At 75.3% G+C, this 24,780-nt stretch carries 17 protein-coding genes, 1 tRNA gene and 1 pseudogene; 9 read left to right on the top strand and 10 right to left on the bottom strand.

Annotated features, from left to right (window positions below; genetic code table 11):
* Positions 1-163: 163 nt before the first annotated feature.
* The 6 genes from lanL to HOY81_RS27690 all read left to right on the top strand — a co-directional run bounded on the left by lanL (position 164) and on the right by HOY81_RS27690 (position 8,845).
* On the top strand, positions 164-3,019 hold the full coding sequence (gene lanL, locus HOY81_RS16450; protein WP_237321172.1) for a class IV lanthionine synthetase LanL: 2,856 nt from the start codon (positions 164-166) through the stop codon (positions 3,017-3,019).
* Positions 3,016-4,899: a S9 family peptidase gene (locus HOY81_RS16455; protein ID WP_237321173.1), complete on the top strand. Its 1,884-nt coding sequence runs from the start codon at positions 3,016-3,018 to the stop codon at positions 4,897-4,899. The genes lanL and HOY81_RS16455 overlap by 4 nt, the downstream gene beginning before the upstream one ends.
* 2 nt (positions 4,900-4,901) lie before the next feature.
* Positions 4,902-5,018: an ALQxL family class IV lanthipeptide gene (locus HOY81_RS16460; RefSeq protein ID WP_237321174.1), complete on the top strand. Its 117-nt coding sequence runs from the start codon at positions 4,902-4,904 to the stop codon at positions 5,016-5,018.
* A 41-nt stretch (positions 5,019-5,059) separates the two neighbouring features.
* A complete protein-coding gene (locus HOY81_RS16465) occupies positions 5,060-5,179 on the top strand; it encodes an ALQxL family class IV lanthipeptide (RefSeq protein WP_237321175.1) in 120 nt (39 codons plus the stop codon).
* Between the two features lie 109 nt (positions 5,180-5,288).
* Positions 5,289-7,064: an ABC transporter ATP-binding protein gene (locus tag HOY81_RS16470; RefSeq protein WP_237321176.1), complete on the top strand. Its 1,776-nt coding sequence runs from the start codon at positions 5,289-5,291 to the stop codon at positions 7,062-7,064.
* Entirely contained in the window at positions 7,049-8,845 is a 1,797-nt protein-coding gene (locus HOY81_RS27690) for an ABC transporter ATP-binding protein (RefSeq protein ID WP_237321177.1), read from the top strand. The genes HOY81_RS16470 and HOY81_RS27690 overlap by 16 nt, the downstream gene beginning before the upstream one ends.
* A gap of 153 nt (positions 8,846-8,998) precedes the next feature.
* On the opposite strand, the gene HOY81_RS16480 is transcribed toward HOY81_RS27690, so the two are convergent.
* The 3 genes from HOY81_RS16480 to HOY81_RS16490 all read right to left on the bottom strand — a co-directional run bounded on the left by HOY81_RS16480 (position 8,999) and on the right by HOY81_RS16490 (position 11,106).
* Positions 8,999-9,073, bottom strand: a tRNA-His gene (locus HOY81_RS16480).
* A 169-nt stretch (positions 9,074-9,242) separates the two neighbouring features.
* Positions 9,243-9,863, bottom strand: a complete 621-nt coding sequence (gene orn / locus HOY81_RS16485) for an oligoribonuclease (protein ID WP_237321178.1) — start codon at positions 9,861-9,863, stop codon at positions 9,243-9,245.
* 4 nt (positions 9,864-9,867) lie between these two features.
* The gene (locus HOY81_RS16490) at positions 9,868-11,106 is read right to left on the bottom strand and encodes a helix-turn-helix domain-containing protein (protein WP_237321179.1); all 1,239 of its coding nucleotides are present in this window, start codon (positions 11,104-11,106) and stop codon (positions 9,868-9,870) included.
* A gap of 1,001 nt (positions 11,107-12,107) precedes the next feature.
* Here HOY81_RS16490 and HOY81_RS16495 point away from each other — a divergent pair.
* Positions 12,108-12,629 (top strand): universal stress protein, encoded by a 522-nt coding sequence (locus tag HOY81_RS16495; protein WP_237321180.1) that lies wholly within the window; start codon positions 12,108-12,110, stop codon positions 12,627-12,629.
* Positions 12,630-12,964: 335 nt separating this feature from the next.
* On the opposite strand, the gene glmS is transcribed toward HOY81_RS16495, so the two are convergent.
* Positions 12,965-14,779 (bottom strand): glutamine--fructose-6-phosphate transaminase (isomerizing), encoded by a 1,815-nt coding sequence (gene glmS, locus HOY81_RS16500; RefSeq protein WP_237321181.1) that lies wholly within the window; start codon positions 14,777-14,779, stop codon positions 12,965-12,967.
* Positions 14,780-14,843: 64 nt separating this feature from the next.
* The gene (locus HOY81_RS16505; protein ID WP_237321182.1) at positions 14,844-15,122 is read right to left on the bottom strand and encodes a hypothetical protein; all 279 of its coding nucleotides are present in this window, start codon (positions 15,120-15,122) and stop codon (positions 14,844-14,846) included.
* A gap of 225 nt (positions 15,123-15,347) precedes the next feature.
* Between HOY81_RS16505 and HOY81_RS16510 the strand changes: the two genes are divergently transcribed.
* Positions 15,348-16,967: a beta-N-acetylhexosaminidase gene (locus tag HOY81_RS16510; protein ID WP_237321183.1), complete on the top strand. Its 1,620-nt coding sequence runs from the start codon at positions 15,348-15,350 to the stop codon at positions 16,965-16,967.
* Between the two features lie 33 nt (positions 16,968-17,000).
* Here the strand turns inward: HOY81_RS16510 and HOY81_RS16515 are convergent, their stop codons facing one another.
* The 5 genes from HOY81_RS16515 to HOY81_RS16535 form a co-directional block, all read right to left on the bottom strand.
* The gene (locus tag HOY81_RS16515) at positions 17,001-17,945 is read right to left on the bottom strand and encodes a DUF4429 domain-containing protein (RefSeq protein WP_237321184.1); all 945 of its coding nucleotides are present in this window, start codon (positions 17,943-17,945) and stop codon (positions 17,001-17,003) included.
* 132 nt (positions 17,946-18,077) lie between these two features.
* Positions 18,078-19,244 carry an acyl-CoA dehydrogenase family protein gene (locus HOY81_RS16520; protein WP_237321185.1) on the bottom strand — a complete coding sequence of 389 codons (1,167 nt, stop codon included), beginning with the start codon at positions 19,242-19,244 and terminating at the stop codon, positions 18,078-18,080.
* A 4-nt stretch (positions 19,245-19,248) separates the two neighbouring features.
* The gene (locus tag HOY81_RS16525) at positions 19,249-20,214 is read right to left on the bottom strand and encodes a hydroxymethylglutaryl-CoA lyase (protein WP_237321186.1); all 966 of its coding nucleotides are present in this window, start codon (positions 20,212-20,214) and stop codon (positions 19,249-19,251) included.
* Positions 20,211-22,259, bottom strand: a complete 2,049-nt coding sequence (locus HOY81_RS16530; RefSeq protein ID WP_237321191.1) for a biotin carboxylase N-terminal domain-containing protein — start codon at positions 22,257-22,259, stop codon at positions 20,211-20,213. The genes HOY81_RS16525 and HOY81_RS16530 overlap by 4 nt, the downstream gene beginning before the upstream one ends.
* Before the next feature lie 19 nt (positions 22,260-22,278).
* Positions 22,279-23,910: a carboxyl transferase domain-containing protein gene (locus HOY81_RS16535; protein WP_237321187.1), complete on the bottom strand. Its 1,632-nt coding sequence runs from the start codon at positions 23,908-23,910 to the stop codon at positions 22,279-22,281.
* Positions 23,911-24,020: 110 nt separating this feature from the next.
* On the opposite strand from HOY81_RS16535, the pseudogene HOY81_RS16540 reads away from it, so the two are divergent.
* Positions 24,021-24,611, top strand: a pseudogene (locus tag HOY81_RS16540) (TetR/AcrR family transcriptional regulator); the annotation flags it as partial.
* Between the last annotated feature and the right edge of the window lie 169 nt (positions 24,612-24,780).

Raw genomic sequence — 24,780 nt, forward strand, 5'->3', positions numbered from 1 at the left:
CCCCCGTGCACGCGGCACGACCACTCAGAGCGTTCGCGCACGCACGAATGAGTTCTATTCCATCCCGCCGTTCCCTAGCAAGAACACCTCGGCCGTCTTGCCCCCGGTAGCGCCGTGCCACACGCGGCCGCGCCGGTGGTGCGCAGTCCCAGGAGGAGCCGCAGTGGACCGTCACAACGCGCCGGGCGACGCACGGCCGGCGCTGCTCTCCAGCCCGGACCTGCTGCCCGGCATCGTGCAGGGCGCACTGGACCGTCACGGGGCGGACGGCTGGGAGGTGCGGCGTGGCGGCTTCTGGTGCCATGTGCGGCCGCCGGACCACCGGCCCCGGGAGCAGGGCTGGAAACTGCACCTGTCGGCCACCCCCCTGTCGGCCGCACTGGTGCTCACGCTGGCGAGCGAGGTGCTGCTCGCCGAGCGGGCGTCGTTCAAGTTCGCCGGCACCGTCGACCGGGTCGCCGAGCTGACGGGGGCCCGCACCGACCGCGGCGGGGGCGGCAAGTTCCTCACCGTCTACCCGGACGACGACACACGGTTTCGCCGGCTGGCCGCACGGTTGCACGAGGTCACCGACGGGATGCGGGGGCCGGGCATCCTCTCGGACCGGCAGTACCGGCCGGGCAGCCTGGTCCACTACCGCTTCGGCGCCTTCCACGGCGTCCGTACGCTCACGCACGACGGCACCGTGGAGGTCATGCTCCGGCGGCCGGACGGGACGCTGGAGCGGGACGAGCGCCGGGCGTGGGTGACGACCCCGTCCTGGGCCCCAGCGCCGTTCCCGGAGAGCGCGGGGGAGCCGCCTGCCGGGGGCGGCGGCCGGGATGCGGCGCCCGGAGACGGCGCCGAGGCCGCCCCGGCCCCCGCGAAGGCCCCCGTACGGGCCACGGCGGTGCGCCTGGCCGGGCGGTACCTGGTCCGGAAGGCGCTCCGGCACGCCTACAAGGGCGGCGTCTACCTGGGACGGGACGAGACCACCGGCCGCGACGTCGTCATCAAGGAAGCCAGACCCCATGTGGCGGGCCGGGTCGACGGTACGGACCAACGGGACGCCCTGCGCCACGAGGAGGCCATGCTCCAGGCACTCGAAGGGCTCGACGTGGGCCCGCGGGCGCTCGCGTCGTTCACCCAGGGGCCGAACCACTTCCTCGTCCAGGAACACGTCCCCGGCACCTCGCTGCGCGCCTGGGTGGCGGCACACCCCGGCCGCGGCATGGCCGAGTTCCTCGGCATCGCCGGGCAACTCGTCACAGCCGTACGGAAGATCCACGCGCTCGGCTACGTGCTCCGCGACCTGAACCCCAACAACCTCATGGTCCTGCCCGACCTGCGGGTCCGGGTGATCGACCTCGAGCTGCTGGCCCCGGCCGGCGAGGCCGCGCGGCGTGCCTACACCCCCGGCTACGGAGCGCCCGAGGTGGCCGGGGCCGCCCCCGGCGCCCTGACCGTTCCGGAGCACCGTGCGGACCTGTACAGCCTCGGCGCCGTCCTGCTGCACCTGGTGGCGGGTGTGGACCTGGTGGCGGCCCCGGACACCCCGGTGCCGCGCCCGCCGGACGAACGGACGGCGCCGCTGGCCGGCCTCGCCCTGGCCGACCACCCCTGGGCCGCACCCCTGCTGCCGCTGCTCCTCGCCCTGACCGCCGCCGACCCTGCGGACCGCTGGTCCCTCGACCGGGTCGAGGACTTCCTCACCGGGCTCGGCCGCCGGACCGCCGGCCCACCGCCGGACGGGGCCGGGCCGGCGCAGGAACCCCCGGAACTCCCGTTCGCCGACGCCGACCGGGACCGGTTGATCGCCGACGGTCTCACCCACCTGCTCACCACCCGGTCGACGGGCCGCGACGGCCATCTCTGGCCCCTGGAGGGGTTCGCGGCCACCAACGACCCGCTCAACGTCCAGCACGGCGCCGCCGGCGTGCTCGCCGTCCTCACCCGGGCCGCCGCCTCCGCCCGTCCGCATCCCGGCGTGCGGGACGCGGCCGCCGAGGTGGCGCAGTGGGTACGCGACCGGCTCTCCCCGTCCGGCGGGGGCCTGCCCGAGGGCAGCCCGCTGCTGCCCGGGCTCTACTTCGGCCGTAGCGGCACCGCCTGGGCGCTGCTGGACGCCGGCCGGTTCCTCGGGGACGACGCGGCGCAGCGGTCGGCGCTCGACCTGGCGCGCCGCGTGCCGGTGGAGTGGCCGAACCGCGACGTGTGCCACGGCGCCGCGGGAGCCGGGCTCGCCCAGCTCCACTGCTGGCGGGTCACCGGGGAGACGGAGTTCCGGCAGCGGGTGGTCGCCTGTGCGGAGGGCGTCCTCGCGGCGGCCGAGGAGCACCCGGCGGGCCTGATCTGGCCGGTGCCCGCGACGTTCGCCTCCCATCTCGCCGGAGCGCGGCAGTTCGGCTTCGCGCACGGGGTGGCCGGCATCGGCGCCTTCCTGCTGGCCGCCGGGCTGGCCACGGACCGCGAGGACTTCACCGGCGCGGCGGAGCGGGCCGGCGAGACGCTGCTGCGTGTCGCCCACGTCGAGGGCGGCCGGGCGCACTGGCCCGCGGGCGACCGGGCGGCCGACGGGCCGCAGCGCGCGGTGCACTGGTGCAACGGGGCCTCCGGGGTGGGCACCTTCCTCGTCCGGCTGTGGCGGGCGACCGGCCAGGAGCGGTTCCGTGAGGGCGCGGAGCTGGGGGCGGCAGCCGTACGCCGCTCCGTGTGGCAGTCACCGCCGGTCGTCTGTCACGGCCTGGCCGGGGACGCCGAGTTCCTGCTCGATCTGGCCGCGGCCTGCGACGAGCCCCGCTACCGTCGCTGGGCCCGGGACCTGGCGGCCTGCGTGCACGCGCGCAACGTGCTGCGGGACGGCCTGCTGGTCGTGCCCGACGAGACGATGGGCACGGTCTCGGCCTGCTACCAGACCGGGCTGGCCGGCGTCGTCTCCCTGCTGCTGCGGCTGCGCGAGGGCGGCCCCCGGCTCTGGCTGCCGGAGGGCGACCTGCGGGCCTCGTCCCCGTCCACGGCGCTCCTGGCGGACACGGTATGACGCCGCCGCCCGACCGGATCAGCATCCGGTTCTCCGAGCCCGCGGGGTACGCCGCCGGCCTGGTGACCACGGAGGACGGCGGTCCCGTCCCGGCCTGGTGGGACCTGCGGGCCGCCCGCCCGGGCGGCCCCCGCTACCGCGAGCTGCCGTCGGCCGAGACCACCCGGACCCAGCCGGTGCCCACCGCCGACGGCCGCCTGCTGCTGCTCCGCACCGGTGCGGACCGGCACGAACTGGCCCTGGTGGACCCGGCGGAGCCGGACCGTCCCGCACGGACCCTGACGGTCCGGGCCCGGGGGCTCCGGCTGTGCCCGAGCCCCCGCCAGGGCGGCCTGGCCCTGGCCCTGGAGACGGACCCGCACGGCCGCACCACGGTGTGGCGGGTCCGTGACGAGCCGCTGCGGCTGGTGCGGGCGGCCGGGCTGCCGGGCCGCACGGGCGCGGTCCACTGGCTGGACACCGCCGGGCGGCGGTTCGGCACCGACCTGCGGCGGGACGGGACGACGGGCCCGGTCGCCGTGGACCTCGCCGACGGGTCCTGGGCCCCGCTGCCCTCCCCGCCCGGCGCCCGGGCACACCGGCTGTTGCTGACCGCGCCGGGGGCGCCGGAGGGCGGGCTGCTGCTGGTGGCCTCCGACGCCTCCGACGCCACCCGTGCCACCGGCGGTGCCGGCGGGCCGCTGCGGCTCGGGGTGGCCCCGTCGGCCGACCCCGCGGACGTACGCTTCCCGGCGCGGCTGAACGGGATGGACGCCGCCGTCCTGCCGCTGGCCGCGGACCCGGCCGGGGAACGGATCGCCCTGCGGGTCACCCGGGGCGCCGGTGCGGACCTTGTGCACTACGACGTCGCCGCCGACGCGCTCTCCGCCACCTCGCTCCCGGCCGGCGCGCTCGGCCCGGCCGCCGCCTGGTCCGCGGAGGGGCTGCACGTGGCCTACTCCCACCCCGATCACCCGACCGACGTGGTGACGGTGCGTCAGGACGGGTCGGTGGAGCCCCGCCTCCGCGCCTCCCGCCCGCGCCGGGCCCCAGTGCGGACCGAGTGGTTCCACGGCCCCGGAGGCGGCATCCCCGCGCTGTGCCACGGCGACTGGCGGGCCGGCGGGCCGCTCGTCGTCGCCCTGCACGGCGGCCCCGAGGCCGCGTGGCAGCTTCGGTACGACCCGCTGCTGCACCGGCTGACCGCCGCCGGGTGCGCCGTCGTGGCACCCAACCAGCGCGGCAGCACCGGCTACGGTCCCGGGCACGCGGCGGCCATTCACGGGGCGTGGGGCGGCCCCGACCTGGCCGACATCCGTCACCTCGTACGGGCGCTGCGGGCCCGCCGCGGCCCGGCGGCCCCCGCGCCCGCCCTCTACGGAACCAGCTACGGCGCCTTCCTGGCCCTGCTCGCGCTCGGCACCGAACCGGACGCCTGGTCGCGGTGTGCCGTGGTCGCGCCCTTCCTGTCCGTGGCCCGGCTCTACGCGGAGGCGGGCCCGGCCACCCGGGCGCTCGTCGACCGGCACGCCGCCCGGCGGGACACGGCCGGGGCGCCCGACGCATGGGCGCTGGCCGGGCACTTCCGCGCCCCGCTGCTGATCGTGCACGGCGACCGGGACGGCAACGTGCCCGTCGGCCAGTCCCGCGCGCTGCGGCGCCGGCTGCTCGACCTGGGGCGCCGGGAGCCCGCCGACTTCCGCTACGCCGAGGTGCGCGGCGCCGGGCACCACCCGCTGCAGACGGCGGACGGCCCGGCCCTCGCCGCCCGGTTGACCGGCTTTCTCACCACCGGAGCGCACCCGCCCGCCGCGCTCCCCGCAGACTCCCGGCCGCATCCGCGTCCCGGGACACCGCCGGCGCCGCCGGTGGACGACCACCGGACTCCCTCGAGGAGGTGAACATGACCACGATCGACGTCGACGCCCTGCAGACCCTGGAGGGCGAGGAGGGGGCCGAGCTCCGGCCCTGCGGCATCACCTGCACCTGGACCTGCTCCTGGACCAGCATCGCCGAGTGACACCGCCCGTTCCACCCACCGCACACCGGAAGGAGAACACCGTGATCACCATCGAGGTCGACGCGCTGCAGACCCTGGAGGGCGAGGAGGAGGAAGCCGAACTCGGCATCTGCGCCTCCACCTGCACCTGGACCTGCTCCTGGACCAGCATCATCGAGTAACACCCCGTCCGGCACCGTCGCGGGGCCGGCGGCACACCGTGTGTGCTCCGGTCCCGCGACCGGCCGCGACGCACCGCAGTCCCCTCGACGACCCTCCGCGGAGGCCACCTTGACGTCCCCCGGGCGACTGATCCTCGACACCGTGAGCCGGGCCCGCGGCTGGATGACGCTCGCCGCCCTCTCCGCCCTGACCGCGTCGGCCGCCACGCTCGCGCTGCCCGGCGCCCTGGCGGCGGCGCTGGACGCCGTCGTCTCGGGAGGCCCCGCCACAGTGCCGGTCGCCTGGTTCGCGGTGGCCCTGGTCGCCACGGCCCTCGCCGGCAGCCTGCGGGCACTGGCCACCGGCGGCTTCGACGCCCGCGCCACCGCCGTACTGCGCACCCGGTTCAGCGGCCGGGTCTTCGACGCGGCGCTGCCCGGCACCCAGCGCTTCCCCGCCGGCGACCTCACCAGCCGGCTCACCGGGGGCTGCGCCCAGGCCGGCACCGCGGGATCCACGCTCGTCACCGCCGGAACGTCCCTGCTGACCTCGTGCGGCGCCGTGGTGGCGCTGTGGGTCGTCGACTGGCGGCTGGGCGCCGCCTTCCTGCTGGTGCTGCCGCCCGCCCTGCTCATCATCCGGCTCTTCGTACACCGTGGTTCCCCGGTGTTCCTGCGCTACCAGGAGCTCCAGGGCCGGCTCTCCGCGCTCTTCGCCGAGGCCATGGGCGGAGCGCGGACCGTCGCAGCCGGCGGCACCGTCGCCACCGAGGTCTCCCGGGTGCTGGAGCCGCTGCCGGAGCTGGCCGAGACCGGGCACCGCACCTGGCGCCTGCAACGCGACACCGGATGGCAGGCCGGTCTGCTCTTCCCGGCGATCCAGGTGCTGGTGCTCGCCCTGGCCGGCCACGCCCTGGTCGACGGCCGGATCAGCGTCGGCCAACTGACCGCGGTGGTCGGCTACACCACGCTGGCGCTCGGCGCGTTCGACCATCTCGACGCGCTGTTCTCCCTCGGTACGGCGACGGCCGGCGCCCGCCGCGTGGCGGAGATCCTCGACCAGCCCTCCGGCGCACCCGGCACCCCCCGCGCCGCAGACGTCCCCCCGGCGCCGCGGCGCGGCGCCGTGACGCTGCGCGGGGTCACCGTGCGGACCGCCGGGCGCACCGTCCTCGACTCCGTCGACCTGCACATCCCGGCCGGGACCGCCTGTGCCCTCGTCGGCCGCTCGGGCTCCGGCAAGAGCACCCTGGCCGCGCTGCTCGGCAGGCTGCGCGACCCGGATGCCGGTGCGGTCCTCCTCGACGGGGTCCCGGCCGGGGAGCTGGGCCCCGCGGCCCTGCACGCCGCCGTCGGCTACGCCTTCGAGCGACCCGCCCTGCTCGGCGGGACCGTGCGCGAGGCCCTCACCCTGGCCCGCCCCGGCGCCTCCGAGCCGGAGATCGTCGCGGCCGCCCGGGCCGCCCGCGCCGACGACTTCGTCCGCCGGCTGCCGCACGGCTACGACACCCCGCTGGCCGAGGCCCCGATGTCCGGCGGTGAGATCCAGCGGCTCGGCCTGGCCCGTGCGCTGCTGCACGATCCGGTCGTCGTCGTCCTGGACGACGCCACCTCCAGCCTGGACACCGCCACCGAGGCGCAGGTGGACGCGGCGCTGCGCACCGCGTGGCACGGCCGCACCCGTCTCCTGGTCGCCCACCGCCCGCAGACCGCCGCCCGTGCCGACACGGTGGTCTGGCTGGAGGACGGGCGGGTGCGGGCCACCGGCCCGCACCCGCACCTGTGGCGGGACCCCGCCTACCGCGCCCTCTTCGGGGCCCGCGGCACCCGGCCCCCCGGGCCGGGGACCCGGCCGGCCGCCTCCGGCGGGAGCCCGGCGAAGGAGCAGTCGTGCCCGCGCGCCTGACCGCCGCGCCGGGCTGGCGCCTGCTGGGAGACTTCCTGCGCCGTCACCGGGCGGCGGCCGCAACGGTGGCCGGGTGGTCCCTCCTGGAGGCGCTGCCCGCCCTGTGCTCCGGCCTGCTGGTGGCCGCGGCTGTGGACCGCGGGTTCCTCGCCGGGGACGTGGGCACCGGTTTCGCCTGGCTCGGGCTGCTCGGTGCCCTCATGCTGGCCGGCGCCGCGGTGACCAGGACCCTGACCCCGCGCCTCGGTCACCTGGCCGAGCCGTTGCGCGACGAACTGGTGACCGGCGTGGTGCGGGGGACCCTCGGGCGCGCCGCGGCCACCGGGGTCCACCGGGAGGACGGCGCGGCGATCGCCCGCGTCGCCGGGCAGACGGAGACGGTGCGCGCGCTCGTCGCCGGGCTGCTGCGCTCCGCCCGCCAGCTCGGGGCGACGCTGCTCATGGCGCTGGCCGGGCTGACCGCGCTGGCCGCGCCGGTGGCCGCGATCGCCCTGCCCGCCGTCGTGCTGACCGGCCTGCTGTGCGTACCGCGGCTGCGGCTGCTCGCCCGGCGGCGCCGGGAGCAACTGGCCGTCGAGGAACGGATGACCGGGCGGGCCCAGAGCGCCTACGGCGGCATGCGCGACGTGGTCGCCTGCGGGGCGCGGAACCGGGTCGAGGCGGAGGTCGCCGGCTGCGTCGCCGAGCACGCGCGGGCGACGCTGGCCGTGGCCCGTACGACGGCGGGCACCACGCTGCTGGCCTCCGCCGGCGGCTGGCTCCCGGTGCTGGTGGTGCTGGCCACGGCGCCGTGGCTGCTGCGGCACGGCGGCCTGACCGTGGGTGCGCTGGTCGGCGCCGTCACCTATCTGGTGACCCAGGTCGAACCGGCGCTGCGGGCGCTGGTCCGGGTGCTCGGCACCTGGGGCACGCAGCTCGACGCCGTCCTGCGCAGCCTGGCCGCCGCGAGCGAGGAGCCCGCCCGGACCCCGGCGTCCGGGGGCGTCCCGGCCGGACCGGACCTGCACGCGGAGGAGCTGAGCTTCGCCTACGGGCCGCGGGCCCGGCCGGTGATCTCCCGGCTCACCCTCACCGTGCCGGCCGGGGGCCACCTCGCCGTCGTCGGCCCCAGCGGCGCCGGGAAGTCCACCCTGGCGTCACTCGTCGCCGGGCTGGCCGCGCCGGACGGCGGAGCGCTGCGTATCGGCGGCGTCCCGGCCCACCAGGCCGAACGACGTGTGCTGCGCCGGGAGGTGGCGCTCATCCCGCAGGAGGCGTACGTGTTCACCGGCACCGTGCGGGACAACCTGCGGTACCTGTGCCCGGACGCCGACGACGCCCGGCTCACCGCGTCGCTGCGGGCCGTGGGCGCGGGGGCGCTTGTCAACCGGCTCGGCGGCCTGGACGCCCCGGTGGGCCTGGACGGACCGGAACTCTCGGCCGGCGAAAGCCAGTTGATCGCCCTGGCCCGGGCCCACGCGTCGCCGGCCCGGCTGGTCGTGCTGGACGAGGCGTGCTGCCATCTCGACCCGGCGGCCGAGGCCACCGCCGAGGAGGGCTTCGCCGCCCGGCCCGGGACGACGCTGCTCGTCATCGCGCACCGGATCAGCTCCGCGCTGCGCGCCGACCGGATCCTGGTCCTGGACGGCGAGCGGACCGTCACGGGGACCCACGAGACGCTGCTGTCCGCCTCCCCGCTGTACGCCGAGCTCGTCGGGCACTGGCGCGGGGACCCCGCGGCGCCCCCCGGGCCTGCGGCGCCCCCGGAGGCGCGGCAGGCGCCGCCCGCACCCCGGCGGTGAGCCGGCGGACGTCCGCGGACTCACCGCCGGGCCGCGGGCGGACCGCCCGGGCGAGCCCGGTCACGGGGGTGCCGGGCTCGCAGGGGCGGCCGCCCGGGGACGCGAAGCGGCCCGTGACCGGCGTTTCCGCTGGTCACGGGCCGCTCCCGTGGAGGGTGAATGACGGGACTTGAACCCGCGACATCCTGGACCACAACCAGGTGCTCTACCAACTGAGCTACATCCACCATGACCGGCGGCGTTCCCCCACCGGCCGAGAAAGAGTGTACAGGGTCGGCGGGGGTGCTCGCGCACGGGTTTCCCCCGGGGGCCCCGGCCGCCCGCGGGGAGCCCGGAACCCACTCGACCGAGTAGGCCGGGTGGCCACCGCCCCCCGGCCCCGGCCCGCGCAGCGCGGCTACGCGTCCTCGTGCGGCTTCAGCGGGGTGACCACATGGCGCGCGGCGATCTCCCGCGCCCGGTCGGCGTCCGGGCCGGGAGCCGGGACGAAGACCGCCTCGCGGTAGTAGCGCAGCTCGGCGATGGACTCCCGGATGTCGGCGAGCGCGCGGTGGTTGCCGTTCTTCTCCGGGCTGTTGTAGTACGCCCGGGGATACCAGCGCCGGGACAGCTCCTTGATCGAGGAGACGTCCACGATGCGGTAGTGCAGATGCGCGTCCAGTGCGGGCATGTCACGCGCCAGGAAGCCCCGGTCGGTGCTCACCGAGTTCCCGCAGAGCGGGGCGCGCCCCGCCTCCGGCACGTACTCGCGCACGTAGGCGAGGACCCGCTCCTCGGCCTCGGCCAGGGTGGTGCCCCCGTCCAGCTCGGCGAGCAGGCCGGAGGCCGTGTGCATGGTGCGCACGATCTCCGGCATCGACGCCAGCGCCTGCTCCGGTGGGCGGACCACGACGTCCACGCCCTCGCCGAGCACGTTCAGCTCCGAATCGGTGACCAGCGCGGCCACCTCGACGAGCGCGTCGTCGGACAGCGAGAGCCCGGTCATCTCGCAGTCGATCCACACCATGCGATCGTTCATGGGGTCACCCTACGTCGCCCGGTCCTCCCGACCGCGTGGGCCCGCGGCCCCGCTGCCGCGGCAGCCGCGGGGCGTAGGCGTCCGACTCGGGCTTTCCCGGCTCCCGCCGGCCCTCGGGGCGGCCCGGCAGCCCGTCCGGGTCGCGCGGCGTGCGCACCTCGCCGTGGCCGCTCTCCGCACGGGCCTCGGGGACGCGCGGGGTGGCGCCGTCGCCGTCCGGGCGGCGTGCCCGGTAGGCGGCCCGGTACGCCGCCGGGGAGGCGCCGAGCTGGCGCCGGAAGTGCCCGCGCAGCGCCACGGGGGAGCGGAAGCCGCAGCGGTTGGCGACCTCGTCCACCGAGTAGTCCGAGGTCTCCAGCAGCCGCTGCGCCTGGAGCACCCGCTGGGTGATCAGCCACTGCAGGGGAGCGCTCCCGGTGAGCGAACGGAAACGCCGGTCGAAGGTGCGGCGGCTCATGTACGCGCGGGCGGCCAGCGTCTCCACGTCGAACTGCTCGTGCAGATGTTCGAGCGCCCATGCGACGACCTCGGCCAGCGGGTCGGCGCCGATCTCCTCCGGTAAAGAGCGGTCCAGGTGCCGGGGGTGCCCGGGCTCGGTGCCGTTCCCGCGCCGCGGCGGGACCACGAGGCGCCGGGCCAGCGCGCCGGCCGCCTCCGCACCGTGGTCCGTCCGGACCACGTGCAGGCACAGGTCGATGCCGGCCGCCGTGCCGGCGGAGGTGAGGATGTCGCCGTCGTCCACGAAGAGCTCGCGGGGGTCGACGTGGACCGCGGGATAGCGCTTGGCCAGGGTCGGCGCGTACATCCAGTGCGTGGTGGCCGGGCGGCCGTCCAGCAGCCCGGCCGCGGCCAGTACGAAGGCGCCGGTGCACAGGCCGATGACGCGGGCGCCCTCCTCGTGGGCCCGGCGCAGCGCCTCCAGGGCGGGCCCGGGCGGCGGCTGGGTGATCGAGCGCCAGGCCGGCACCACGACCGTGCCGGCCCGGGAGAGCGCGTCCAGGCCGTGCGGCGCGCTCAGCTCCAGGCCGCCCGTGGTGCGCAGCGGGCCGTCCTCGCCCGCGCAGGCCAGCAGCCGGTAGCGGGGGACGCCGGCGTCCTGCCGGTCTATGCCGAAGACGGAGAGCGGGATCGAGCTCTCGAATATGGGCCCGCCGCTGAACAGCAGCACGGCGACGATCTCGCGCCTGCGGCGCGCGGCCAGTTTGCGGGTGATCGCCGGACCGTTCGTGGAGTCCTGGCTCATCGGACCTAAGCCCCCCTCAATCGTCGCGTCCTCTCGGTCCTGCACTTCTCCCCCGCGGCGATAGCCAAGATCGAATCTACTGTGTCTGACGAGGTCGCCGTGACCACTTCAGCAGCCGACGCTATGTCGACATGGCAACTTGGCGTAAAGCATTCGATCACGAAGCGTTCCACTCGGTGGGGCCGTTGGGTAGTACGCATGCCCTCCCTGCCCCACCGTCGTAGGGTGCACACCGCCCGAGTGCTCCTTTCCTCCCCTGGTCGCAGGGGCCTTGGGGATGGTCGACCCCAAGGGGTCTACCACGTACGGAAGTTGGCCGAAAACAGCGGTCCCACCTGGGCGGTCCTCCGCCGTCCGGGCGGCTTGTTCCTGGCGTGTGCGCCCCCTTGGTGTGTGTGCCCCCTTCGCGTGCGCCGGGTGCTCCCCGCGCGCCCCCGACGGCCCTCCGCTGTCCTGCTGCCGCGCTGCCGCCGCCTGCCGCCGCGCGTCGCTCCGTGCACCGGGCGCCGGGCTGGTCGGACCCGGCGCGGGCCGGTGCCCGGCGTGCCGTCGCGCGCGGCGGCGGTGTGCCGGGCCCGGCGCGGTGCGTCACCGTGGGCCATCGGGTGCTTCCAGTGTGTCATGGGGTGCCACGCGGTGCGGGGGCGAGGTCCCCGCGCGGCGCAGTGCGCTGCGTTCTTCGGGGTTCTTCGGGCTTCTCGGGGGCGCCCGGGGTGCCCTTGGGGCCCCGGTGTTCAGTGGGGGGCGCACACGACGAAACCGTGCCCCCCGAAGGCTGTAAGGACCGCGGGGCGGCATTGCGCGAAGCGGTTCGCTGGGGCATGCTCCGGGGTCAGCACGCGCCCGCCGGCATCTCCCACGGTCCCTGGGCACGGCGGGAGTGCCGCCGTACCCTGGGGGTAAAGGGTAAAGAAAGGCCATTTCTTCGTCGCATCCCGCTCGCTCAGCCACCCGTCAGCAGCCGTTCCCTCCGCAGAGGGCTGACTTCGCCGAGACACCTCATGGCAGGACACGAGATCCCCGAACCAGCGGACCGCAAGCAGGTCGCCGACCCCACGGTGACGCCTGAGGCGGCGGAGAGCGAGCGCCACGGGTGTGATCCCGCGTTCCAGCACGGGGTGGTCGTCGGCTTCGACGGTTCCACCTCCAGTGAGCGCGCCCTCGCGTACGCGATCGGCATGGCACGGCGCACCGGTTCCGGGCTGATCATCGTGCACGTCGCCAACCGGCTCCCCACGACGGTGTGGGCGGGCTGCGAGCCTCCGGTCTTCGTGGACGTGCCGGACCATCGCACCGAGGTGCTCGGCCTGGAACTCGCCTGTGCCGACCACCTGGCCGAGGTGCCCTGGGTCCTGGTCGAGCGCGGCGGAGACATCTGCCACGAACTGGAGGAGGTCGGCCACGAGTACGAGGCCGACGCCATCGTGGTCGGCTCCACCCACGGTCTGGTGGGCCGCATCTTCGGCTCGGTGGCGGGCCGCCTCGCCCGGCGCGCGCAGCGCCCCGTCGTCGTGATTCCGTGACCTCCTGAGCCGCGCTTCCCGGCCCGGCCCCGGCCTGCCCGCTGTGTCCGCCGTCCGGGGCCGTCCGGGGGCACCCCGGGTCTCTCGCGCGCAACGCGGCGGCGGCGTACGGAAATCCACCCCCTCCGGGAGGTGGATTGTGCGCTTGTGACGGGCATATAGAAGGCAGCGCGCTGCCGGCCGGGAGGTGACGGTCCCGCTGCCGGCGGCACACGCCGGCGTAATGGGCGACGCCGGCGCTCGGGGAGGCGGACTCCCGTGCGGTTGGTGGCCCGCACGGGGACCCGCCTCCCCTTCGGCGTGCCGGGGGAGACGCGGGACGCCGCCCCCGGGCGTCACTCCACCGTGACGGACTTGGCCAGGTTGCGCGGCTTGTCGATGTCCCGGCCCAGCGTCAGCGCCGTGTGGTAGGCGAGGAGCTGGAGCGGCACGCCCAGCAGCACCGGGTCCAGTTCGGGCTCGTTCCGCGGCACCACCAGCGTGTGGTCGGCCTTCTCCTGCCGCTCGTGGCCGACGGCGAGGATCGGGCCGCCGCGCGCCTTGATCTCCTCCAGCGTGGCCCGGTTCTTCTCCAGCAGATCGTCGTCCGGGAGCACCGCGACCGTGGGCAGGGCGGGTTCGATCAGCGCCAGCGGCCCGTGCTTGAGCTCCGAGGCCGGATACGCCTCGGCGTGGACGTACGAGACCTCCTTGAGCTTCAGCGACGCCTCGAGGGCGACCGGATAGCCGCGCACCCGGCCGACGAACATCATGCTCCGTGCCTCCGCGTACTCCGCCGCGAGCCGCCGGATCTCCTCCTCGCCGCGCAGGATCTCCGCGATCTGCTCCGGCAGCCGCCGCAGCCCCGCGATGATCCGCCTGCCGTCGGACACCGACAGGTCCCGGATGCGGCCCAGATGCAGGGCGAGCAGGGCGAAGGCGACCGCGGTGTTGGTGAAGCACTTGGTGGAGACGACGCACACCTCGGGTCCCGCGTGCACATAGACGCCGCCGTCCGTCTCCCGGGCGATCGCCGAGCCGACGACGTTCACCACCCCGAGCACCCGGGCGCCCTTGCGCTTCAGCTCCTGCACCGCGGCGAGGGTGTCGTAGGTCTCGCCGGACTGGCTCACCGCGACGTAGAGGGTGTCCGGGTCCACCACGGCGTTGCGGTAGCGGAACTCGCTGGCCGGCTCGGCGTCCGCCGGGATCCGGGCCAGCTCCTCCACCAGTTGGGCGCCGATCAGCCCCGCGTGGTAGGCCGAGCCGCAGCCGAGGATCTTCACCCGGCGCACGCCGCGCGCCTCGCGGGCGTCCATGTTCAGCCCGCCGAGGTGGACGGTGGCGAACCGGTCGTCGATCCGGCCCCGCAGCACCCGGTCCACGGCGTCCGCCTGCTCGCTGATCTCCTTGTGCATGTACGTGTCGTGGCCGCCCAGGTCGTACGACTCCGCCGCCCACTCCACGGTCTCCGGCGCGGGTGCGGTGCGGGAGCCCTCCGTGGTGCAGGTGCGGTAGTCGTCCGCCGTGAGGGTGGCCATCTCGCCGTCGTCCAGGGTGACGACCTGCCGGGTGTGCGCCACCAGGGCGGCGACGTCGGAGGCGACGAACATCTCGTGCTCGCCGATGCCGAGCACCACGGGGGAGCCGTTCCGGGCCGCCACGATCCGGTCCGGGAAGCCGGCGTGCAGCACCGCGATGCCGTACGTGCCCTCGATGTGTCCCAGCGCCTCCCGCACCCGGGCCTCCAGGGTCTCCGCGGTGGAGCGCCCGATGAGGTGCGCGAGCACCTCGGTGTCCGTGTCGGAGGCCAGGGTGACGCCGTCGGCGGCCAGCCGGGCACGGAGGTCGGAGGCGTTGTCGATGATGCCGTTGTGGACGACGGCGACCCGGCCCGTCGCGTCCAGGTGCGGGTGGGCGTTGGCGTCGTCGGGCGCGCCGTGGGTGGCCCAGCGGGTGTGCGCGATGCCGGTGGTGCCGGAGAAGCGCTTGGGGAGCCGGCTCTCCAGATCCCGCACCCGGCCAGCGGCCTTGGCGGACTTCAGCCCGGGGTTGCGCGCGTGGATCGCCAGTCCGGCGGAGTCGTAGCCCCGGTACTCGAGCCGCTGCAGGCCCTCCAGCAGCAGCGGGGCGGCCTCCCGCCTCCCGATGTATCCGACGATCCCGCACATGGCCTCTCCTTACGTCCCGGTCGGTGTGCACGACACGACACGACACCGCGCCGGCGCCGGCCGGTCAGCCGTAGACGATCCGGCGGATCTGGCGCAGTGTCAGGCCGGGCGGCGCCACCGCGCGGTGCGGCAGTTCCGCCGCGATCCGCTCGTAGACCGCCTCGTTCCGCAGGCCGCCGGACCGCAGCTCGCGGTGGCGGCGGCGCACGAACTCCTCCGTCGTCTCCCCGAAGTACGCCAGCACGTCGAGCACCACCCGCCGGGCCTCGCCGCGGGCGAGCCCGGTGGTGCGGGTCAGATGGTCGACGAGGTCCTCATGGGCGGGCGTCGGGCTGTCGAGCACGGGACGATACTGCGGGTCCGGGACCGCCTTCGCAAGATATCTGCCCGATATCGGGCAGGAATCGGGAAGTCTTCACGAGTCCGGTACGGCGAATGGTCTACACCTTGACCCCGGCGGGGTCCGCGGCCACAGTGTCACCGATCCGTCGCTCCTCGTACGTGCCCCGCCCGCACCGCCGCGCCCGGGACGCCCGGTGTGCCGCCGTGCCCGTCCGAAGGGACTCTCGTGAGACGACTACGGCCCACGCTGCTCTGCGCCGCCGCGCTGCTCCTGGTCACCGCCCCGGGCTCGCTCTCCGCCACCGCCGCGCCCGTCCCCGGGGACACCGGCACCCTCGCGGACGCCGCCGCACGGCACGGCGCCCCCCGACCGCTGGACCAGGTGATCCCGGCGCCCGCCTCCGTACGGCCCGGAGGCGGCCCCTACACGCTCCGCCCGGGCACCCGCATCCGCGTCCCGCGGCACGCCCCGCAGGCACGGGAGGTCGCCGAGCGCCTCGCTGAGCTGCTGCGCCCCTCCACCGGCTACGACCTGCCCGTGGTCAGCGGGCCCGGCCGGGGCGGCATCCGGCTCGGCCTGGGCGGCCCGCGACGGCTGGGGAAGGAGGGGTACCGCCTGGAGGTCTCCCGGCGCGGCGTGGAACTGACCGCACGCAGCCGCACCGGCCTCTTCTACGGCGTCCAGACGCTGCGGCAGCTCCTCCCCGCCCGGGTGGAGGCCCGCACCGAGCAGCCGGGCCCCTGGCGCATCGCCGGCGGCACCGTGCACGACCGGCCGCGTTACGCCCACCGCGGCGCGATGCTGGACGTCGCGCGGCACTTCTTCGGCGTCGCGGAGGTCAAGCGCTACATCGACCAGCTCGCCCTCTACAAGGTCAACACGCTCCACCTGCACCTCTCCGACGACCAGGGCTGGCGCATCGCGATCGACTCCTGGCCGCGGCTGGCCGCCCACGGCGGCAGCACCGAAGTCGGCGGCGGCCCCGGCGGCCACTACACCAAGGACGACTACCGGGAGATCGTGCGTTACGCGGCCGAGCGGGAGCTCACCGTCATCCCCGAGATCGACATGCCGGGGCACACCAACGCCGCCCTCGCCTCCTACGCCGAGCTGAACTGCGACGGCGTCGCCCCGCCCCTCTACACCGGCATCGAGGTGGGCTTCAGCTCGCTCTGCGTACCGCTGGAGACCACCTACGACTTCGTCGACGACGTGATCCGCGAGATCGCGGAGCTGACGCCCGGCCGCTACCTGCACATCGGCGGGGACGAGGCGCACTCCACCAGCCACGAGGACTACGCCGCCTTCATGGCACGCGCCCAGCGGACCGTCGCCGCCCACGGCAAACAGGTCGTGGGCTGGCACCAGCTCGCCGGCGCGGAACCGGCCGACGGCGCCCTGCTGCAGTACTGGGGGACCTCCGGCGACGCCCCGGACGTCGCCGAGGCGGCGCGGAACGGCACCCGGGTGATCCTCTCCCCGGCCGACCGCGCCTATCTGGACATGAAGTACAACGAGGACACCCCGCTGGGGCTGAGCTGGGCCGGCCTGGTCGAGGTGCGGCAGTCCTACGACTGGGACCCGGGCAGCCATCTGCGCGGCGTACCCGCGGAGGCGGTGGCCGGCGTGGAGGCGCCGCTGTGGTCGGAGACCCTGGAGGAGAGCGACCACATCGAGTTCATGGCGTTCCCGCGGCTGCCGGGGATCGCGGAGCTCGGATGGTCGCCCGCCTCGACCCACGACTGGGCGGACTACCGGGAGCGGCTGGCCCAGCAGGGTCCGCGCTGGGACCGGATGGGCGTCGACTACTGGCGCTCGCCGCAGGTGCCCTGGCCGTCCCGCTGACCGCTTCGGGCGCGGGGCGGCCGGTGCGCGGGGTCAGAAGCGGTCCAGGACGGCACGCTTGGCCGCGGCGAACTCCTCGTCGGTGAGCACGCCCTGACGGTGCAGCTCACCGAGCTCCCGGAGCCGGCGCAGCAGGGCGTCGTGCTCGGTGCCGGGCTCCGCGCCGGAACCCTTGGTGAGGGCGGGCGGCGGGGCGCCGGCGCCGTCCACGGCGCGCTCGCCGCCCCCCGGGGCCCGGGGCTCCGGCGCGGCGGGTGCGGCGGAGTCCGCCGACGGATGCGGCAGCCGGGCCGTGACCGCGGCCGCCAGCAGCACCGAGCCGCCGGTCTCCCGGGCCTGCCGGATGCCCCAGAGCAGCAGGCAGTTGGGGTCGTGCTGCGGCTTCAGGGTGGGATGCGCACCCTGCGGGCGGAACCGGAGACTGCCGTTCTCCCAGCCGGCCGCAGGGGTCCACTCCACGCCCTTCAGGTCCCGCAGTGCGAACGACCGGGGCCCGGCGGAGGACTTGCTCTCCTCCGCCAGCCAGTTCCACTCCAGGGCGACGCGTTCCCCGTCGAAGGAGGCGGTGCCGTCCGTGCCGGAGGCCGTCCGCGGCACCGAGGGGCCCGGCAGCAGATAGCGGTCGCAGGGCCCCTCCGGGACCTGGTCGAGCAGCAGCGCGTGCCGCACCTCGTCCACGAAGTACTCCGCGACGCCCGCCCGGTCCGCCTCCACCGTGAGCTGGTACGGATCGGAGGCGTCCGGCAGTCGCCCTCGGGCGACCTGCCCCAGCGGATCGGCGCCCTCCCGCAACCGCAGCCGCAGGCGCCCGCTCTTGCGGCCCGCCTCGTAGGCGATGCCCGCCACCGCCTCCAGCGGCACGGCGATCTCGCCCAGCTCCCGGCGCAGCGGCTGCACCCCCTTCCAGCTTCCCGGCACGATGCGGAGGATGTCCCCGTCGAAGCTCCAGGTCCCCGCGCGCTGGATGATTTCCGCCATGCTGCGGATTATCTCAACAGGTCCGCGCACCCGGGCGCAGAGCTCCTCCGGCGCGGCCCGCTCAGCGGAGCCGCGCCCTCGGCTACGGACAGCCCCGGCCCGGGGTGACCGGGGAGGGCCGGGAGTGTGCCGTCAGTCGGGGAGCCCGAGTTCGCGGGCGATCAGCATGCGCTGAACCTCACTGGTGCCCTCGCCGATCTCCAGGATCTTGGAGTCGCGCCACATCCGGGCCACCGGGAACTCGTTCATGAAGCCGTAGCCGCCGTGGATCTGGGTGGCCTCCCGGGCGTTGGTCACCGCGATCTCGGAGGTGTACAGCTTGGCGAGCGCCGCCTCCTTCTTGAACGGCTCGCCCGCGACCAGCCGCGAGGCCGCGTCCCGCCAGGCGAGGCGGGCGGTGTGGGCCCGCATCTCCATGTCGGCCAGCTTGAACTGGAGGGCCTGGTTGGCGCCGATCGGCCTGCCGAAGGCCGTGCGGGACTTCGCGTAGGCCACCGACTCGTCGACGCAGCCCTGGGCCAGGCCGGTGGCCAGCGCGGCGATGGCGATGCGTCCCTCGTCAAGGATGCGGAGGAACTGGGCGTAGCCGCGTCCCTCCTCACCGAGGAGGTTCTCCGCGGGGACCCGCACGTCCGCGAAGGAGAGCTCCCGGGTGTCCGAGGCGTTCCAGCCGACCTTGGAATAGGGAGCCGCCACCGTGAACCCCGGGGTGCCGGACGGCACGATCAGCGTGGAGATGGCCGGCGACCCGTCCGGCTTGCGGCCGGTGACGGCGGTGACCGTGACCAGCCCGGTGATGTCCGTGCCGGAGTTGGTGATGAAGCACTTGGTGCCGTTGACGACCCACTCGCCGGTCTGCTCGTCCCGCACCGCCGTGGTGCGGGTGCCGCCCGCGTCCGAGCCGCACTCCGGCTCGGTGAGCCCGAAGGCGCCCAGCAGCTCGCCGGAGCAGAGCCGCGGCAGCCACTGCCGCTTCTGCTCCTCCGTACCGAAGCGGTGGACCGGCATGGCGCCCAGGGAGACGCCTGCCTCCAGGGTGATGGCCACCGAGGAGTCCACCCGGGCCAGCTCCTCCAGGGCCAGGCCCAGCGCGAGATAGTCCCCGCCCATGCCGCCGTACTCCTCCGGGAAGGGCAGGCCGAAGAGACCCATCTCGCCCATCTGCCGGACGATGTCGTAGGGGAAGGCGTGCTGCTCGTAGAACTCGCCGATCTTGGGGGCCACCACGTCGTGGGCGAAGGCCTCCACGGTGCGGCGCAGCTCCTCGTGTTCGGCGGAGAGGCGGTGGTCGAGTGGCATGAGCTCACTGCTCCTTGTGGGAGAGAGCGCGGACGGTTCGGGAGGGGCTGGGGCGGCCCAGCCGTTCGGCCATCCACGCGCTTGTGGCGGTGAGACGGCCGAGGTCGACGCCGGTGTCGATGCCGAGCCCGTGCAGCATCCACACCAGGTCCTCGGTGGCGAGGTTTCCGGTGGCGCTCTGCGCGTACGGGCAGCCGCCGAGGCCGCCGGCCGATGCGTCCACCGTGGTCACCCCGTGCTGGAGCGCCGCCAGGGTGTTGGCCAGGGCCTGGCCGTAGGTGTCGTGGAAGTGGACGGCGAGCCGCCCGGCGCCGACGCCCTCCGCGTCCAGCGCGGTGAGCAGGGCGGCGACATGACCGGGGGTGGCGACGCCGATGGTGTCGCCCAGGCTCAGCTCGTCGCAGCCGAGGTCGAGCAGGCGACGGGAGACCCGGACCACCTGCTCCACCGGCACGGGCCCCTCCCAGGGGTCGCCGAAGCACATGGAGAGATAGCCCCGCACCCCGGCGCCCGCCTCCCGGGCGCGCCGGACGACCGGCTCGAACATCGCCAGCGCCTCGTCCACCGTGCGGTTGAGGTTGGCCCGCGCGAAGGATTCGGTGGCGCTGCCGAACACGGCGACCTCCCGGGCGCCCAGGGCCAGGGCACGCTCCAGGCCGCGCTCGTTCGGCACCAGCACCGGAAGCCGCACTCCGGTCAGGTCGCCCAGCCGGGGGTAGAGCTCCTCGGCGTCGGCGAGCTGCGGCACCCACCGGGGGTGCACGAAGCTGGTGGCCTCGACGGTGCCCAGCCCGGCCGCGGCCAGGCGGTGCACGAACTCGGCCTTGACCTCGACCGGGACCACGGAGGGCTCGTTCTGCAGGCCGTCCCGCGGGCCGACCTCGTGGATGCGCACCCGGGACGGCAGCCCCGCGGCCGGCACGCTCATGGGCAGTCCCGCGGGCGGCCCGGAGGTCCGCTGATCGCTCATCGCTCCGCCCCTTCCCCGGGCTCTCCCGGCTCCCTCGGCTCGACCACGGCGAGCACCTGGTCCATGGCCACGGTGCTGCCCGCCGACACGTCCAGCTCGGTGACGACCCCGTCGTACGGGGCGGCGACGACGTGCTCCATCTTCATCGCCTCGACGACCAGCAGGCTCTGGCCGGCGGTGACCTCGTCCCCGGCGGCCGCCTTCACCACCGTGACCGTCCCCGGCATGGGCGCGGTCAGGGCGTCGGCGCCGTGTGCCAGGGCACTGCCGCGCAGCATGGCCTCCACCGGGTCGAAGTCCTGGAGCTGCCAGGCCGCACCGTCCCGGCCGAGCCAGCGGCCGCCCGGAGCCGCCACCCGGTGGAAGCGGTGGGTGACCCCGGCCCATTCCAGGAGCACGGTGTCCTCTCCGGGCGCGCCGGACAGCCGGGCGCGGACCGGTGCGGCGTCGCCGACGCCGACCTCCGCGTCGGTGGCGAAGCCGCGCACCCGCACCGTCACCGGCTCGTGGCCCGGGACCCGGAGCGGGTGCTCCGTCCAGGCGGTGACGCCGCCGAGGCGCCACCCGCTGGGCACCGAGAACGGGTCCGTCCAGGAGCCGGGGGCGGCCGGGACGGCCAGCTCCGCCTGGCGCAGCAGGGCTGCCGCCGCATACACCTCGTCAGGCACCCCGGCGGGCAGCAGGGTGGCCGCGTCGCGGTCCACCAGGCCGGTGTCCAGCTCCCCGGAGGCCACCTGCGGGTGGGCGAGCAGCGCCCGCAGGAAGGCGGTGTTGGTGTCCACCCCGAGCACCGTGGTGCCGGCCAGCGCCGCCCGCAGCCGGCGCAGTGCCGCCGGGCGGTCCGGGCCGTACGCGATCACCTTGGCGAGCATCGGGTCGTAGGCGGTGCCGACCTCGGTGCCGGGGAGCAGCCCGGAGTCCGTCCGCACCCCCTCGCCGGCGGGCTCCCGGAGCAGCCGCACCGTACCCGCCGACGGCAGGAAGTCCACCCGGTCGCCGGTGGCGCGGGCGGTCTCCGCGCAGATCCGGGCCTCCACCGCGTGGCCGTGCAGCGTGACGGACTCCTGGCCGAAGGGGAGCTGCTCCCCGGCCGCCACCCGGAGCTGCCACTCCACCAGATCGAGGCCGGTGACCAGCTCGGTGACCGGGTGCTCCACCTGGAGCCGGGTGTTCATCTCCATGAAGTAGTGCGCGCCCGGCTCGTCACCCGGCACGATGAACTCCACCGTCCCCGCACCGCGGTAGCCGCAGGAGCGGGCGGCGTCGGCCGCCGACCGGCCCATCGCGGCGCGGGTGGCCTCGTCCAGCAGGGGGCTGGGGGCCTCCTCGATCAGCTTCTGGTGCCGCCGCTGGAGCGAGCACTCCCGCTCACCGAGGTGCAGCACGTTGCCGTGGCCGTCCGCCAGCACCTGGATCTCGATGTGCCGCGGCCGGTCGATCCACCGCTCCACCAGCAGGGTGTCGTCCCCGAAGGAGGCACGGGCCTCCCGCCGTGCGGCGGCGATCTCGTCCGCCAGCAGCGCCTCGTCCCGCACCAGCCGCATGCCCTTGCCACCGCCGCCCGCCGAGGGCTTCAGCAGCACCGGCGTGCCGATCTCCCGGGCGGCCGCGGCGAGCGCGGCGTCGTCCAGCCCCGAGCCCGAGGAGCCGGGCACCACCGGGACCCCGGCGGCCTGCACCGTCTCCTTGGCGCGGATCTTGTCGCCCATCAGCTCGATGGCCCCGGCGGGCGGCCCGATGAAGACGAGACCGGCCTCCGCGCAGGCGCGGGCGAAGGCGGCGTTCTCCGCCAGGAAGCCGTACCCCGGATGGACGGCCTGGGCGCCGGTCCGCCGGGCCGCGTCCAGCAGGCGCTCCACGGAGAGATAGCTCTCGGTGGCGGCCGCCGGGCCGATCCGCACGGCGGTGTCGGCCTCCCGCACATGGCGTGCGTCCGCGTCCGCGTCGCTGTACACGGCGACCGAGCGCACGCCCATCGCCCGCAGCGTCCGGACGACCCGGACGGCGATCTCGCCGCGGTTGGCCACCAGCACGGTGTCGAACATGGTCATCGTCCCGTCCCCCTCACATCCGGAACACGCCGTACCCCGGCGCCTGCGGGTCCTTCTCGGGCAGTGGCGCGTTGGCGCAGGCCGTCAGCGCCAGACCGAGCACGGTCCGGGTCTCCAGCGGGTCGATCACGCCGTCGTCCCAGAGGCGGGCGGTGGCGTAGTAGGCGTTGCCCTGCTGCTCGTACTGGGCGCGGACCGGGGCGCGGAAGGACTCTTCCTCCTCCTGGCTCCACTCCTCGCCGCGCGCCTCCATCTGGTCCCGCTTGACGGTCGCCAGCACCGAGGCGGCCTGCTCGCCGCCCATCACCGAGATCTTGGCGTTGGGCCACATCCACAGGAAGCGGGGGCCGTAGGCCCGGCCGCACATGGAGTAGTTCCCCGCGCCGTACGACCCGCCTATCACCACCGTCAGCTTGGGGACGCGGGTGCAGGCCACAGCCGTCACCATCTTGGCGCCGTGCTTGGCGATGCCACCGGCCTCATAGTCCTTGCCGACCATGAAACCGGAGATGTTCTGCAGGAAGAGCAGCGGGATGCCACGCTGGTCGCACAGCTCGATGAAGTGCGCGCCCTTCTGGGCGGACTCGGAGAAGAGGATGCCGTTGTTCGCCACGATGCCGACGGGGTGGCCGTGGATCCGGGCGAAGCCGGTGACCAGGGTCGTGCCGTACTCGACCTTGAACTCCTGGAAGCGGGAGCCGTCGACCAGCCGGCTGATGACCTCGCGCACGTCGTAGGGGGTGCGGGAGTCGACCGGGACCACGGAGTACAGCTCCGCCGGGTCCACCGCCGGCTCCTCGGCCGGGCGCACCGTCCAGGGCAGCGACCCGCGCTCCGGCAGGGTGCCGACGATGTGCCGGACGATCCGCAGGGCGTGCGCGTCGTCCTCCGCGAGGTGGTCCGTCACCCCGGAGGTGCGGGAGTGCACCTCGCCGCCGCCCAGCTCCTCGGCGGTGACCACCGCCCCCGTGGCGGCCTTCACCAGGGGCGGGCCGCCCAGGAAGATCGTGCCCTGCTTCCGCACGATCACGGCCTCGTCGCTCATCGCGGGGACGTAGGCGCCGCCGGCGGTGCAGGAGCCGAGCACCGCCGCGATCTGCGGGATGCCCGCGCCGGACATCCGGGCCTGGTTGTAGAAGATGCGGCCGAAGTGCTCCCGGTCCGGGAAGACCTCGTCCTGCATGGGGAGGAAGGCGCCGCCGGAGTCCACGAGATAGACGCAGGGCAGGCGGTTCTCCAGGGCGATCTCCTGGGCCCGCAGGTGCTTCTTCACCGTCATCGGGTAGTAGGTGCCGCCCTTGACCGTGGCGTCGTTCGCCACGATCACGACCTCGCGGCCGCAGACCCGCCCGATCCCGGCGATCACCCCGGCCGCGGGCGCCGCGCCGTCGTACATCCCGTCGGCGGCCAGCGGCGCCACCTCCAGGAAGGGCGAGCCCGGGTCCAGCAGGGCGTCCACCCGGTCCCGCGGCAGCAGCTTGCCCCGCGCGGTGTGCCGGGCGCGGGCCCGCTCGCCGCCGCCCAGCCGGGCCGCCGCCAGCTTCTCCCGCAGGTGCGCGGCCAACTCGCGGTGCGCCGCCGCGTTCGCCCGGCAGGAATCCGATGCCGGATCGACGCTGCCGGCCAGCGTCGTTGCCTCCTCCATGCCGCTGAGCCCCCTTGCTCCGTGCGTGCCGTGCGGCCGACCGGGTTAATGCCGGTTAACCTCGCTCCACAGGTTAACGACCATTAACCGCCCTGTCTAGAATGTGCCTCATGACCACGAGGACGGCTGCACCCACCCGCCGTGAGCAGATCCTGCGCGAGGCCGCCCGGCTCTTCGCCGAGCGCGGCTTCCACGGCGTCGGGGTGGACGAGATAGGTGCGGCCGTCGGCATCAGCGGCCCCGGGCTCTACCGGCACTTCGCCGGCAAGGACGCCATGCTGGCCGAGCTGCTGGTGGGGATCAGCGAGCGGCTCCACGACGGCGGCCGCATGCGGCTGGAGGAGGCCGCCGGGGCCGGGCTGTCCCCGCAGGACACCCTCGACTCCCTCATCGCCGGGCACATCGACTTCGCGCTCGACGACCGGCCCCTGATCACCCTGCACGACCGGGAGCTGGACCGGCTGCGCGAGGCGGACCGGAAGCGGGTGCGCCGGCTCCAGCGGCAGTACGTCGAGCTGTGGGTGGCCACGGTGCGCGAGGTGTACCCGGGGCTCACCGAGCTGGAGGCGCGGGTCTCCGTGCACACCGTCTTCGGCCTGCTGAACTCCACCCCGCACCTGAGCGGGCCCTCGGCGCTGCCCGACCGCGACACCACGGCGGCGCTGCTGCACCGCCTCGCGCGAGGGGCTTTCGTCGCCGCCGGAGGTGGCGACACGGCTGCAGCCGCCGGGGGCGGCGAGACGGCTGCAGCTGCCGGAGGTGGCGACACGGCTGCAGCCGCCGGGGGCGGCGACACGGCTGCAGCCGCCGGGGGCGGCGACACGGCTGCAGCCGCCGGGGGCGGCGAGACGGCTGCAGCTGCCGGAGGTG

Source organism: Streptomyces sp. JJ36 (assembly GCF_021696945.1).
In the GTDB taxonomy this organism is placed as follows: Bacteria; Actinomycetota; Actinomycetes; order Streptomycetales; family Streptomycetaceae; genus Streptomyces.

Excerpts from the sequence above, each read along its gene's own strand:
- HOY81_RS16530 (WP_237321191.1), bottom strand. The coding sequence starts at position 22,259 with ATGTTCGACACCGTGCTGGTGGCCAACCGCGGCGAGATCGCCGTCCGG.
- HOY81_RS16520 (WP_237321185.1), bottom strand. The coding sequence starts at position 19,244 with ATGCCACTCGACCACCGCCTCTCCGCCGAACACGAGGAGCTGCGCCGC.
- orn (WP_237321178.1), bottom strand. The coding sequence starts at position 9,863 with ATGAACGATCGCATGGTGTGGATCGACTGCGAGATGACCGGGCTCTCG.
- HOY81_RS16535 (WP_237321187.1), bottom strand. The coding sequence starts at position 23,910 with ATGGAGGAGGCAACGACGCTGGCCGGCAGCGTCGATCCGGCATCGGAT.
- HOY81_RS16495 (WP_237321180.1), top strand. The coding sequence starts at position 12,108 with ATGGCAGGACACGAGATCCCCGAACCAGCGGACCGCAAGCAGGTCGCC.
- HOY81_RS16460 (WP_237321174.1), top strand. The coding sequence starts at position 4,902 with ATGACCACGATCGACGTCGACGCCCTGCAGACCCTGGAGGGCGAGGAG.
- HOY81_RS16525 (WP_237321186.1), bottom strand. The coding sequence starts at position 20,214 with ATGAGCGATCAGCGGACCTCCGGGCCGCCCGCGGGACTGCCCATGAGC.
- HOY81_RS16515 (WP_237321184.1), bottom strand. The coding sequence starts at position 17,945 with ATGGCGGAAATCATCCAGCGCGCGGGGACCTGGAGCTTCGACGGGGAC.
- HOY81_RS16455 (WP_237321173.1), top strand. The coding sequence starts at position 3,016 with ATGACGCCGCCGCCCGACCGGATCAGCATCCGGTTCTCCGAGCCCGCG.
- glmS (WP_237321181.1), bottom strand. The coding sequence starts at position 14,779 with ATGTGCGGGATCGTCGGATACATCGGGAGGCGGGAGGCCGCCCCGCTG.
- HOY81_RS16490 (WP_237321179.1), bottom strand. The coding sequence starts at position 11,106 with ATGAGCCAGGACTCCACGAACGGTCCGGCGATCACCCGCAAACTGGCC.